Origin of the sequence: Pseudomonas sp. CYM-20-01 (assembly GCF_023169845.1) — a bacterium.
Classification (GTDB): Bacteria; Pseudomonadota; Gammaproteobacteria; order Pseudomonadales; family Pseudomonadaceae; genus Aquipseudomonas; species Aquipseudomonas azotoformans.
The window spans coordinates 1,690,918-1,703,589 of the sequence record NZ_AP025169.1 but is presented as its reverse complement, the minus strand read 5'-3'; the positions used below and the strand labels follow the sequence as shown (position 1 = coordinate 1,703,589).

The window sequence follows — 12,672 nt, the reverse complement described above, 5'->3', positions numbered from 1 at the left end:
CAGGGTTACGCCTTCTTCTGGTGTTGCGTCAGGGCTGCCTTGACGAAACCGCTGAACAACGGGTGACCGTCGCGCGGCGTCGAGGTGAACTCAGGGTGGAACTGGCACGCGACGAACCACGGATGATCCGGTGCCTCGACCACTTCAACCAGCGCGCCATCACCGGAGCGACCGGAGATTTTCAGGCCGGCCTCTTTAATCTGCGGCAGCAGGTTGTTGTTCACTTCGTAGCGGTGACGGTGACGCTCGACGATCACGTCCTTGCCGTAGCAATCGTGAACCAGCGAGCCGGCTTCCAGCAGGCAATCCTGCGCGCCAAGGCGCATGGTGCCGCCCAGGTCGGAGGCTTCGGTACGGGTCTCGACCGCGCCGGTGGCATCTTCCCACTCGGTGATCAGGCCCACGACCGGGTGACCGCTCTTGCTGTCGAACTCGGTGGAGTTGGCGTCTTTCCAGCCCAGCACGTTACGGGCGAACTCGATAACGGCCACTTGCATGCCTAGGCAGATACCCAGGTACGGCACCTTGTTTTCACGGGCGTACTGCACGGCAGTGATCTTGCCTTCCACGCCACGCAGGCCGAAACCGCCTGGCACGAGGATCGCGTCCACACCTTCGAGCAGGGCGGTGCCCTGGTTCTCAATGTCTTCGGAGTCGATGTAGCGCAGGTTGACCTTGGTACGGTTGCTGATACCGGCGTGGCTCATCGCTTCGATCAGCGACTTGTACGCGTCCAGCAATTCCATGTACTTGCCGACCATGGCGATGGTGACTTCGTGCTCAGGGTTGAGCTTGGCGTCGACCACGGCTTCCCACTCGGACAGGTCTGCGCCGTTGCATTGCAGTCCGAAGCGCTCGACCACAAAGTCATCCAGGCCTTGCGAATGCAGGATGCCCGGGATCTTGTAGATGGTGTCGGCGTCTTCCAGCGCGATCACCGCACGTTCTTCAACGTTGGTGAATTGCGCGATCTTGCGACGCGAGGAAATGTCGATCGGGTGATCGGAGCGGCACACCAGCACGTCCGGCTGCAGGCCGATGGAACGCAGTTCCTTGACCGAGTGCTGGGTAGGCTTGGTTTTGGTCTCGCCGGCGGTGGCGATGTACGGGACCAGGGTCAGGTGCATCAGCATCGCGCGCTTGGCGCCGACTTCGAAACGCAGCTGGCGGATGGCTTCGAGGAACGGTTGGGATTCGATGTCACCCACGGTGCCGCCGATCTCGACCATCGCCACGTCGGCATCGCCAGCACCCTTGATGATGCGGCGCTTGATTTCGTCGGTGATGTGCGGGATCACCTGGATGGTTGCACCCAGGTAGTCACCACGGCGCTCCTTGCGCAGCACGTGCTCGTAGACACGGCCGGTGGTGAAGTTGTTGTTCTGGGTCATGGTCGTGCGGATGAACCGCTCGTAGTGGCCCAGGTCCAGGTCAGTCTCGGCGCCGTCGTGGGTGACGAACACTTCACCGTGCTGGAACGGGCTCATGGTGCCCGGGTCAACGTTGATGTAGGGGTCAAGCTTGAGCATGGTGACCTTAAGTCCCCGCGCCTCCAGGATGGCCGCCAATGAAGCGGAGGCAATGCCTTTCCCCAATGAAGAAACAACACCGCCCGTGACGAATATGTAGCGCGTCATGAAAAACCCTAGAAGTCTGCGTTAAAGCGGTCCGAGCCGCCGGGGAAAGCGAAGGAAGGCCGAAGCCCCCGATCACCTGCATTAATCACAGTGCACCTTTCAAAAAAACCGCCGCGTGGTGACAGACCAGCAATGAAACACCGGTACGTTGATCGCTACACATTTTTTGGAATCGCCCAGCAAAGACTGCTTGGTAATCGGCAACTGCTGCGATTCAGTCGAATCCACAGAAGTTGTATCAAGAAGGGAGCGTAGTCTACCGGAAAGGCGCTATCAGCTCAAACCTTGATCGCAGGTCTGTGGCATCCAATGTAATTGCCAGTCATCACTTGCCGACGGCCACAGTCCCGCAAGGCTGGGCGCGCCCAGCAACTGCGGGCCTTGATACAGCAGCGGCAATCTGCCACGGAGGAAGCCCGGCAGGCCACTTTCGTTAAGCAGGCGCTTCAAGTCACGCCGGCCGCGACCGGGTACTTCGATGATTTCGCCGCCCTGGCGGTAGCGGATCTCCAGCGGCCCTTCGGGCACCTTGCCGGTGAACGTCAACTGGCCATTGCCGGGTAACTCTAGTGGGTTTTGCGGATCGGGCCAGCTCAGCGATGCGTCAGAAAATTCCGAGCATGCGATAGGCAGCCACCAGATGCGTTCGCCGCTACGGTGCAACTCGCCGTCGGCCAGGCGCCACAGGGGCTGTGCATCGACCTTGGCATCGCGCAGGGAATGCCAACCTGCCCAGTGGTCGCTGTCGGGCAGGCGCGTCAGCGGCGTCAGCCAATTACGTAGGGCGTTGCGCTGACGGGCATCGGAAAGCTCGCGCAGCGGTGCAAGGGCCAAGGACGGTAGAGGCAGCCAGGGAAAGGGGGACGGTTGGTCGGCGGCCTGCAGGTCCATCTGCGCCAGCTCATCGAGCAGGCCCTGGGCTTCACTCAGGTGTTCGGCGGTGCGCGCCAGGCTTGAGACGGCCTGGGGCCAACGCTCCATCAGTGCAGGAAGCACGCGGTGGCGCAGGTAATTGCGGGAGAACCGCGAATCTGCGTTGGAAGGGTCTTCGATCCATTGGAGCTGATGCGTGTGGGCGTAGGCTTCCAACTCCGCCCTGGAGACATTCAACAGCGGCCGCACCAAGTCGCCACCAGCCAATCGACGCTGCACGGGCATCGCTGCCAGCCCACGCACCCCAGCCCCACGCAGCAGTCGAAACAACAGGGTTTCAGCCTGATCATCGCGGTGCTGGCCCGTCAGCACTACCTGCCCTGCCCCGGCCACCTCGGTAAAAGCCTGGTAACGCGCGTCACGGGCGGCACGCTCAAGACTGGCGCCGGGCCGCACCTGCACACGCATAACGCGCAAAGGCACGCCCAGGCTGTCACAGATCGACTGGCAATGAGCGGGCCACGCGTCGGCGGCAGCCTGCAGGCCATGGTGGACATGGACAGCGCTGAGGGGGGGCAGGGTCTCGGTTTTGGCCAGGTTGGCCAGGAGGTGCAGCAGGACGGTGGAATCAAGGCCGCCGGAGAACGCAATGTGCCAGGCCGGGGCGCTGCGCCAGGGGGCCAGGGTTTGCAAGAGTCTGGCGGGCAGAGCCGGTTTCATAGCAAGTTACCGCCTCTGATCTGTAATACGCCCACCAAGCATACACAAAGCAAATGTGGGAGGGGGCAAGCCCCCTCCCACATTTGGGTATTGCGTGGGTCTTAGAGGCCGTAGCTCATCAGACGCTCGTAACGACGGGCCAGCAGCGCTTCGTTATCCAGCTTCTTGAGCATCGCCAGTTGCGAGCCCAGTTCGGTGCGGATGGTCGCAGCGGCGGCAGCCGGGTCACGGTGGGCGCCGCCCAATGGCTCGGCGATCACTTTATCCACGATACCCAGGCCTTTGAGGCGATCAGCGGTAATGCCCATGGCTTCGGCAGCGTCCGGTGCCTTTTCGGCGGTTTTCCACAGGATCGAGGCGCAACCTTCCGGCGAGATCACCGCGTAGGTCGAGTATTGCAGCATGTTCAACTGGTCACAGACACCAATGGCCAGCGCACCACCGGAGCCACCCTCACCAATGACGGTGGCGATGATCGGGGTTTTCAGGCGGGCCATGACGCGCAGGTTCCAGGCGATAGCCTCGCTCTGGTTGCGCTCTTCGGCGTCGATCCCCGGATAAGCGCCCGGGGTGTCGATGAAGGTCAGGATCGGCATCTTGAAGCGCTCAGCCATTTCCATCAGGCGGCACGCCTTGCGGTAGCCCTCTGGACGCGGCATGCCGAAGTTGCGACGGACTTTCTCGCGCACTTCACGGCCTTTCTGGTGACCGATCACCATCACCGGCTGGTCGTCCAGGCGGGCGATACCGCCGACGATGGCGGCGTCGTCGGAGAAATGGCGGTCGCCATGCAGCTCGTCGAACTCGGTGAAAATGTGCTGAATGTAGTCCAGGGTGTAAGGACGGCGCGGGTGGCGAGCCAGGCGCGCGATCTGCCAGCTGGTCAGCTTGCCGAAGATGTCTTCGGTGAGCGTTTTGCTCTTGTCTTGCAGGCGGGAGATTTCATCGCCGATATTCAGCGAATTGTCATTGCCGACCAGGCGCAGCTCTTCGATCTTGGCTTGCAGGTCAGCGATCGGCTGTTCGAAATCAAGAAAATTCGGGTTCATAAGCGTCCGTCTTGGGTCGACGGCCAGGGCGTGCCTGGCCAGCCGGTTGTCTATTCGCGCCCTACCTTAAGGGAGAGGCGCGTTTAGGTCGAGATTAAATGTTTAGCCGAGGTCAGACATATCTGACCGTCAACGGTATTGGAGGAAGACGTTGTCTCGCCCGAACTGGTCACGCAAAGCTTGAATCAAGCCATCCGCAGGATCAATTCGCCAGGTCTCGCCAAACTGCAACATGGCCTTGGCGTCATTGCCGGTGTACTCCATGGTCACCGGGCATGCACCACGGTGGCGTTTGAGCAGGTCGCCCAACCAGCGTAGCTGATCGCCCTTGAGCGCTTCGGTTTTCACCTTCAAACGCAGGCTTTCGGCCAGATTGGTGCGCGCATCTTCCATGCTCATCACCCGCTTGATCCGCAGGCGCAAGCCACCGGAGAAGTCATCGTTGCTGACCTCCCCCTCCACGACCACCATGGCATCGGTCTGCAACAACGACTGGGCGGAGTGGAACGCGTCGGCAAACAGCGACGCTTCGATACGGCCCGAGCGGTCGTCGAGGGTGATAAAACCCATCTTGTCGCCCTTCTTGTTCTTCATCACCCGCAGGGCGATGATCATGCCGGCAACGGTCTGGGTGTCCCGCGCCGGTTTCAGGTCGATGATGCGCTGACGGGCGAAGCGGCGGATTTCACCTTCGTATTCGTCAATCGGATGGCCGGTCAGGTACAGGCCCAGGGTGTCTTTCTCACCCTTCAGGCGTTCCTTGAGGGTCAGTTCCTTGGCCTTGCGGTGGTTACCGTACACATCTGCATCTTCTTCGACGAACAACCCGCCAAACAAGTCGGCATGGCCGCTGTCATGGGTGCGGGCAGTCTGTTCGGCCGCCTTGATCGCTTCTTCCATGGCGGTGAGCAGCACCGCGCGGTTACGGTCGATGTTCGCCTGATAAGCCTTGGGCTCATCATGGAAATACGGGCCGAGACGGTCGAGCGCGCCGCTGCGGATCAGGCCATCGAGGGTTCGTTTGTTGATGCGCTTGAGGTCAACCCGTGCGCAGAAGTCGAACAAGTCTTTGAACGGACCGTCCTGGCGCGCTTCGGTGATGGCTTCCACCGGCCCCTCGCCGACGCCCTTGATCGCGCCCAGGCCATAAATGATGCGGCCTTCGTCGTTCACCGTGAACTTGAACTCCGAAGCGTTCACGTCCGGCGCATCGAGGCGCAGCTTCATGGTGCGCACTTCCTCGATCAAGGTCACGACCTTGTCGGTGTTGTGCATATCCGCCGAAAGTACCGCCGCCATGAACGGCGCCGGGTAGTGGGCTTTCAGCCAGGCGGTCTGGTACGACACCAGGCCGTAGGCGGCGGAGTGGGATTTGTTGAAGCCGTAACCGGCGAATTTCTCCACCAGGTCGAAGATGTTACCCGCGAGGTCGGCGTCGATATTGTTGGTCGCGCAACCTTCAATGAAACCGCCGCGCTGCTTGGCCATTTCCTCGGGTTTTTTCTTACCCATGGCTCGACGCAGCATGTCCGCGCCACCCAGGGTGTAACCGGCCATCACCTGGGCAATCTGCATCACCTGTTCCTGATACAGGATGATGCCGTAGGTCGGTGCCAATACCGGCTTGAGGCCTTCGTACTGGTAGTCCGAGTGCGGGTAGGCCAGCTCGGCGCGCCCGTGTTTACGGTTGATAAAGTCGTCCACCATGCCCGATTGCAGCGGGCCCGGACGGAACAGGGCCACCAGTGCGATCAAGTCTTCCAGGCAGTCGGGCTTGAGCTTTTTGATCAGCTCTTTCATGCCGCGCGATTCAAGCTGGAACACCGCCGTGGTTTCGGCTTTTTGCAGCAGGGTGTAGGTCGGCTTGTCGTCCAGCGGGATGAAAGCGATGTCCAGAGGTTCTTCGCCCACCTTGGCGCGGTCGCGGTTGATGGTCTTGAGCGCCCAGTCGATGATGGTCAGGGTCCGCAGGCCGAGGAAGTCGAACTTCACCAGGCCGGCCGCCTCCACGTCATCTTTGTCGAACTGGGTGACCAGGCCGTCGCCCTCTTCATCGCAATAGATCGGCGAAAAGTCAGTCAACTTGGTCGGCGCGATGACCACGCCACCCGCGTGCTTACCGACGTTACGCACCACGCCTTCAAGCTTGCGGGCCATCTCCCAGATCTCGGCCGCTTCTTCATCGACCTTGATGAAGTCGCGCAGGATTTCTTCCTGCTCATAGGCCTTTTCCAGGGTCATGCCGACTTCGAACGGGATCATCTTCGACAGGCGATCCGCCAGGCCGTAGGACTTGCCCTGCACCCGAGCCACGTCGCGGATTACCGCTTTCGCCGCCATGGAACCGAAGGTGATGATCTGGCTGACCGCGTTGCGGCCGTATTTCTCGGCCACGTATTCGATCACGCGGTCACGGCCATCCATGCAGAAGTCGACGTCGAAGTCGGGCATGGAAACCCGTTCCGGGTTCAGGAAACGTTCGAACAGCAGGTCATATTCCAACGGATCAAGGTCGGTGATCTTTTGCACATAGGCCACCAGCGAACCGGCACCTGACCCACGGCCCGGACCAACCGGCACGCCGTTGTTCTTGGCCCACTGGATAAAGTCCATCACGATCAGGAAGTAACCGGGGAACCCCATCTGGATGATGATATCCAGCTCGAAATTCAGCCGGTCCACATAGACCTGGCGCTTGGCCTCGTAATCTTCGGTGGTGTCCTTGGGCAGCAGAACGCTAAGGCGCTCTTCCAGCCCGTCGAAGGACACCTTGCGGAAATATTCATCGATGGTCATGCCATCCGGAATCGGGAAGTTGGGCAGGAAGTGCTTGCCCAGCTTCACTTCGATATTGCAGCGCTTGGCGATCTCGACGGAGTTTTCCAGGGCCTCGGGCAGGTCGCTGAACAGCTCGGCCATTTCATCGGCGCTTTTGAGGTACTGCTCTTCGCTGTAGTTTTTCGAACGACGCGGGTCATCCAGGGCCCGGCCTTCACCGATGCACACGCGGGTTTCGTGGGCTTCGAAGTCTTCCTTCTTGATGAAGCGCACATCGTTAGTCGCCACCAGCGGCGCGCCCAGCTTGTCGGCCAGGGCCACGGCGGCGTGCAGGTGCTCTTCATCGTTGGGCCGGTTGGTACGCTGGACTTCCAGGTAGAAACGGTCGGGGAAGACCTGCATCCATTCCTTGGCCAGTACTTCGGCTTCTTGGGGGTTGCCCCCCAGCAGCGCGATACCGATCTCACCCTCTTTGGCGGCCGACAGCATGATCAGGCCTTCGCTGGCCTCGGCGACCCATTCGCGCTCGATGATGATCGAACCATTGCGCTGGCCATCGATGAAACCACGGGAGATCAGTTCGGTAAGGTTGCGATAACCCACGCCGTTCATCGCCAGCAGGCTGATACGGCTCAGGGGGTTATCCGGGTCTTTGTTGGACAGCCACAGGTCAGCGCCGCAGATCGGCTTGATACCGGCGCCCATGGCGTTCTTGTAGAACTTGACCAAGGAACACATGTTGTTCTGATCGGTGACCGCGACCGCAGGCATGTTCATGCCCACCAGGGTTTTGACCAGCGGTTTGATCCGTACCAGGCCGTCGACCAGGGAGTATTCAGTGTGCAGGCGTAGGTGAACGAATGAAGCCGGCATAGTGATCCTGTCTAGAAACGTGGAGACAACAAGGCCCGGATTGTACCGGGCCTTGGCAAAAACATCAGCCTCGCGACTACACCTCGCTGAGACTCTCCCGCGCCTCGTAAGCCTGACGCACCGGGGCGAACGAGCGGCGGTGGATCGGTGTAGGGCCAAGACGTGCCAGGGCTTCCAGATGAACGGGCGTCGGGTAGCCTTTATGACCGCCGATGCCATAGCCCGGGTAGATCAATTCGAAAGCCGCCATTTCACGATCACGACTGACCTTTGCCAGGATGGAGGCCGCCGCAATCGCCGGCACCTTGCTATCACCCTTCACCACCGCCTCCGATGGCATGGCCAGTCTGGGGCAGCGGTTGCCATCGATCATCGCCAGCTTGGGCGTGATGTGCAGGCCCTCCACTGCACGCTGCATGGCGAGCATGGTGGCGTGGAGGATGTTCAATTCATCGATTTCTTCAACTTCGGCCCGGGCGATGTGCCAACTCAGGGCTTTCTCGCAAATCTCGTCGTAGAGCTTTTCGCGCCGCGCTTCGGTGAGTTTTTTCGAGTCGTTGAGGCCGAGGATCGGACGGTTTGGATCGAGGATCACTGCCGCCGTGACCACGGCGCCACACAAGGGCCCGCGCCCGACTTCGTCAACACCGGCCACCAGTTCGTGGGCTTCGGCAACCAGGCTGAAATCCAGGCCCATTTGCGCACTCATATCGCCTCCTGTTTCTGGCCGATCAACGTCAATACAGCGTCTGCCGCCTGGTTCGAGGCATCACGGCGCAGTATGCGATGGATAGCGTCGAAACCACGGGTCTGTTCTTCGCCGCCGTCGATCAAGGGGAGCAGGGTTTGCGCGAGCGCCTCTGGCGTTGCATCGTCCTGCAACAACTCCGGCACCAACAGGCGCTGGGCCAGCAGATTGGGCAGGGAGATGTAAGGACTTTTGACCATGCGCTTGAGAATCCAGAACGTCAGCGGCGCCAGGCGGTAGGCCACCACCATCGGGCGCTTGTACAGCAGGGCCTCCAGCGTGGCCGTCCCCGAGGCGATCAGCACCGCATCACAGGCCGCCAGGGCCAGGTGCGATTGACCATCGAGCAGAGTCAACGGCAGGTTGCGCCCTTCCAGCAATGTCTCGATCTGCGCACGACGTTGCGGGCTGGCGCAGGGCAACACGAAACGTACGCCTGGCTTCAGGGCCTGCAGACGCTCGGCAGCGTCGAAAAACACCGAGGCCAGGCGACCGACTTCGCCGCCACGGCTGCCCGGCATCAACGCAACCAAGGAGCCGTCGGGCAAGCCCAACTCGGCACGCGCGGCCGCGCGATCCGCCTGCAAGGGAATAGTGTCGGCCAGGGTGTGCCCGACAAACCGCACCGGCACGCCCTTTTCTTCATAGAACCGCGCTTCGAACGGCAGCAACGTCAGCATCAGGTCGCAGCCTTCGCGGATCTTGAGCACACGCTTCTGCCGCCACGCCCAGACGGACGGGCTGACATAGTGCACCGTCTTGATGCCGGCCTGGCGCAACTTGAGTTCGATATTGAGGGTGAAGTCCGGCGCGTCGATTCCGATAAAGACGTCAGGCTTTTCTTCGATCAGGGTCTGGATCAGCAACTTGCGGCGGGCCAGCAGCTCGCGCAGGCGACCCAGCACCTCGACCAACCCCATGACCGACAAACGCTCCATGGGGAAGTAGGACGTAAGCCCCTCAGCCTGCATCAGCGGGCCACCAACACCGATGAACTCCACCGCAGGATGCTGGGCTTTGAGGGCCCGCATAAGACCGGCGCCCAGAATGTCGCCGGAAGCTTCCCCGGCCACCAGCGCGATACGCAGATTAGCCATGATCAGCGGGTGATGCCGCGAGTCGACGCCTGGATCGAGTCACGGAACACCGCGACTTCCGGGAACAACGCTGCCGGCTCGGTCAGTTGGGTCAACGCCTGTTCCACCGTGAGCCCCTGGCGGTAAACCACCTTGTAGGCGCGGCGCAGGGCGTGGATGGCTTCTTCGCTGAAACCCCGACGGCGCATGCCTTCGAAGTTCATGCTGCGGGCTTCGGCGGGGTTGCCGAATACCGTGACGAATGCCGGAACATCCTTGCCAATGGCGGTGCCCATGCCGGAGAAGCTATGAGCACCGATATGGCAGTACTGATGAACCAGGGTGAACCCGGACAGGATTGCCCAATCGTCAACATGCACATGGCCGGCCAACGCGGTGTTGTTGACCAGGATGCAGTGGTTGCCGATCACGCTGTCGTGACCGATATGAGCGTAGGCCATGACCAGGTTGTGGTCGCCCAGGGTGGTTTCAGCCCGATCCTGCACGGTACCACGATGAATGGTCACGCCTTCACGGATGATGTTGTGATCACCGATTACCAGGCGGGTCTCTTCACCCTTGTACTTCATGTCCGGGGTGTCTTCGCCTACCGAGGAGAACTGGTAGATGCGATTGTGTTTGCCAATGCGGGTCGGACCTTTGAGGATCACGTGCGGCCCGATGACAGTCCCCTCGCCGATTTCCACACCTGCGCCGATGATCGACCAAGGGCCGACCTCAACGTCGGCGGCCAGAACGGCCGACGGATCGATGATTGCGCGAGGGTCAATCAAACTCATAGTTTGCGTTCCGCACAGATGATCTCGGCAGAGCACACCGGCTTGCCATCCACCGAGGCCTGGCATTCGAACTTCCAGATCTGGCGCTTGCAGCTGATGAACTTGGCTTCCAGGATCAACTGGTCACCCGGAGTAACCGGGTTGCGGAAACGCAACTTGTCGGAGCCCACGAAATAGTAAAGCGTGCCATCGGCAGGCTTGAGGTCGAGCATTTTGAAACCAAGGATACCGGCAGCCTGGGCCATCGCCTCGATGATCAACACACCCGGCATGATCGGATGCGCAGGAAAGTGACCATTGAAGAACGGTTCGTTGATGCTGACATTCTTGTAGGCACGAATGCGCTTTTCCTCGACATTGAGGTCCACTACGCGATCCACCAGCAGGAACGGGTAACGGTGAGGCAGGTATTCGCGAATCTCGTTGATGTCCATCATTTCGGGGGGAAGCCTGTAATAAAGATTGGGGGCGGGCGAACTAAAAGCACGCCCCGCTAGCAAATCAAGGAGGCAGTCTAGCGGCTGTGCACACTTGATATGGAAATGGTATCAGCCTTCTGATGAAGCATTACCGCCAGGGGTCACGTCCCCAACACGCTTTTCCAGCTGTTTGAGACGTCGAGCCATGTCGTCGAGCTGCCTCAACCGTGCTGCACTCTTGCGCCATTCAGCTGCGGGCTGCATGGCGGTACCGGAAGAATAGGCCCCAGGCTCGGTAATAGAGTGGGTGACCATGGTCATGCCGGTGATGAAAACGTTGTCGCAAATATCGATGTGCCCCACCAGCCCGACGCCACCGGCGAGCATGCAATGCTTGCCGATCCGGGTGCTGCCGGAGATGCCCACACAGGCTGCCATGGCGGTGTGATCGCCAATCTGTACGTTGTGGGCGATCTGGATCTGGTTGTCGAGCTTCACGCCGTTGCCGATCACGGTGTCGGCCAGGGCCCCGCGATCGACAGCCGTGTTCACACCAATTTCCACGTCGTCGCCGATCAATACGCCGCCGACCTGGGCAATCTTGTTCCAGATACCCTTGGAATTGGCAAAGCCAAAGCCTTCACCGCCTATCACGGCACCCGACTGGATGACCACACGCTCACCAATACGCACGTCGTGGTACAGGGTTACACGGGGTGCCAGCCAACCGCCTGCGCCGATTTCGCAGCGCGCACCGATAAAGCAATGAGCACCTATGGTCACATCCGCCGCAATGCGCGCACCGCTCTCGATCACCGCAAAGGCACCGATGCTGGCTGCGGCGTCAACCTGGGCATCATCGGCGATCACCGCAGATGGGTGAATACCGCTGGCGGCCTTGGGTTTCGGATCGAACAGGTGCGACACCCGCGCATACGCCAGGTACGGGTCGGCCACCACCAGCGCATCCCCGACAAACCCTTCGGCATCGGCGGCCTTCAGCAAAACGGCTGCGGCTTGGCTGTCGACCAGGTATTTACGGTATTGGGGGTTTGCGAGGAAGCTCAACTGAGCTGGGCCAGCCTCCTGCAAGGTGGCTAGCCCAGTGATTTCCTTCTCCGGGGAGCCACGCAAGGTGGCCCCCAGGAACTCGGCCAACTCGCCGAGCTTGATAGTCGCGGTCATGGCTTACTTCAGCTGGTTCATGCGCTCGATCACCTGACGGGTGATGTCGTATTGAGGCTTGACGTCGATCACAGCGCCACGCTCGAACACCAGGTCAAAGGCACCCTTCTTGATGACCTCTTCCACAGCGCTGTCGAGTTTCGGCTTCAGCTGCTTCAGCATTTCACGGTCAGCTACAGCCTTGGCTTCGTTCAGCTCCTTGGACTGGAACTGGTAGTCACGGGCCTTTTGCTTGAATTCAAGCTCCAGACGCTCGCGCTCGCCTTGCTGCATCTTGTCACCACCGGCTACCAGACGATCCTGGATGCCCTTGGCGCTGCTTTCCAGGGTCTTGAGCTTGGTCAGTTGCGGACCGAATTTTTTCTCGGCATCCACGGCGTATTTCTTGGCCGCATCGGATTCCAGCAGGGCCATCTGATAGTTCAGGACGGCAATTTTCATTTCGGCGAAGGCCGGGGTGGTTACCAGCACGGTTGCCAGCAGCACCAATTGAGTCAACTTACGCACGATGTAC

General features: G+C 60.5%; 10 protein-coding genes. All 10 read right to left on the bottom strand.

The window, feature by feature from the left end:
* Positions 1–5: 5 nt before the first annotated feature.
* Positions 6–1,637, bottom strand: a complete 1,632-nt coding sequence (locus tag M2497_RS07520; protein ID WP_226455865.1) for a CTP synthase — start codon at positions 1,635–1,637, stop codon at positions 6–8.
* A gap of 273 nt (positions 1,638–1,910) precedes the next feature.
* Positions 1,911–3,230, bottom strand: coding sequence for a tRNA lysidine(34) synthetase TilS (gene tilS / locus M2497_RS07515; protein ID WP_248486644.1), 1,320 nt, complete (start codon positions 3,228–3,230; stop codon positions 1,911–1,913).
* Between the two features lie 101 nt (positions 3,231–3,331).
* Positions 3,332–4,279: an acetyl-CoA carboxylase carboxyltransferase subunit alpha gene (locus M2497_RS07510; protein WP_248486642.1), complete on the bottom strand. Its 948-nt coding sequence runs from the start codon at positions 4,277–4,279 to the stop codon at positions 3,332–3,334.
* Between the two features lie 129 nt (positions 4,280–4,408).
* The gene (gene dnaE / locus M2497_RS07505) at positions 4,409–7,930 is read right to left on the bottom strand and encodes a DNA polymerase III subunit alpha (protein WP_071496928.1); all 3,522 of its coding nucleotides are present in this window, start codon (positions 7,928–7,930) and stop codon (positions 4,409–4,411) included.
* Positions 7,931–8,006: 76 nt separating this feature from the next.
* The gene (rnhB, locus tag M2497_RS07500; RefSeq protein WP_248486640.1) at positions 8,007–8,639 is read right to left on the bottom strand and encodes a ribonuclease HII; all 633 of its coding nucleotides are present in this window, start codon (positions 8,637–8,639) and stop codon (positions 8,007–8,009) included.
* Entirely contained in the window at positions 8,636–9,775 is a 1,140-nt protein-coding gene (gene lpxB / locus M2497_RS07495; protein ID WP_248486638.1) for a lipid-A-disaccharide synthase, read from the bottom strand. The genes rnhB and lpxB overlap by 4 nt, the downstream gene beginning before the upstream one ends.
* Before the next feature lie 2 nt (positions 9,776–9,777).
* The gene (gene lpxA, locus M2497_RS07490; protein WP_058425281.1) at positions 9,778–10,554 is read right to left on the bottom strand and encodes an acyl-ACP--UDP-N-acetylglucosamine O-acyltransferase; all 777 of its coding nucleotides are present in this window, start codon (positions 10,552–10,554) and stop codon (positions 9,778–9,780) included.
* Positions 10,551–10,991 (bottom strand): 3-hydroxyacyl-ACP dehydratase FabZ, encoded by a 441-nt coding sequence (fabZ, locus tag M2497_RS07485; RefSeq protein WP_003172281.1) that lies wholly within the window; start codon positions 10,989–10,991, stop codon positions 10,551–10,553. Before fabZ ends, lpxA begins: the two co-directional genes overlap by 4 nt.
* A gap of 111 nt (positions 10,992–11,102) precedes the next feature.
* Complete coding sequence (lpxD, locus tag M2497_RS07480; RefSeq protein ID WP_248486636.1) at positions 11,103–12,158, bottom strand: UDP-3-O-(3-hydroxymyristoyl)glucosamine N-acyltransferase; 1,056 nt, start codon at positions 12,156–12,158, stop codon at positions 11,103–11,105.
* A 3-nt stretch (positions 12,159–12,161) separates the two neighbouring features.
* Positions 12,162–12,665, bottom strand: a complete 504-nt coding sequence (locus M2497_RS07475; protein ID WP_003172279.1) for an OmpH family outer membrane protein — start codon at positions 12,663–12,665, stop codon at positions 12,162–12,164.
* Between the last annotated feature and the right edge of the window lie 7 nt (positions 12,666–12,672).

Bases quoted from the DNA above. Each gene is read 5' to 3' on its own strand.
- lpxD (WP_248486636.1), bottom strand. From the start codon at position 12,158: ATGACCGCGACTATCAAGCTCGGCGAGTTGGCCGAGTTCCTGGGGGCC.
- M2497_RS07510 (WP_248486642.1), bottom strand. From the start codon at position 4,279: ATGAACCCGAATTTTCTTGATTTCGAACAGCCGATCGCTGACCTGCAA.
- M2497_RS07520 (WP_226455865.1), bottom strand. From the start codon at position 1,637: ATGACGCGCTACATATTCGTCACGGGCGGTGTTGTTTCTTCATTGGGG.
- fabZ (WP_003172281.1), bottom strand. From the start codon at position 10,991: ATGATGGACATCAACGAGATTCGCGAATACCTGCCTCACCGTTACCCG.
- rnhB (WP_248486640.1), bottom strand. From the start codon at position 8,639: ATGAGTGCGCAAATGGGCCTGGATTTCAGCCTGGTTGCCGAAGCCCAC.
- lpxA (WP_058425281.1), bottom strand. From the start codon at position 10,554: ATGAGTTTGATTGACCCTCGCGCAATCATCGATCCGTCGGCCGTTCTG.
- lpxB (WP_248486638.1), bottom strand. From the start codon at position 9,775: ATGGCTAATCTGCGTATCGCGCTGGTGGCCGGGGAAGCTTCCGGCGAC.
- tilS (WP_248486644.1), bottom strand. From the start codon at position 3,230: ATGAAACCGGCTCTGCCCGCCAGACTCTTGCAAACCCTGGCCCCCTGG.
- dnaE (WP_071496928.1), bottom strand. From the start codon at position 7,930: ATGCCGGCTTCATTCGTTCACCTACGCCTGCACACTGAATACTCCCTG.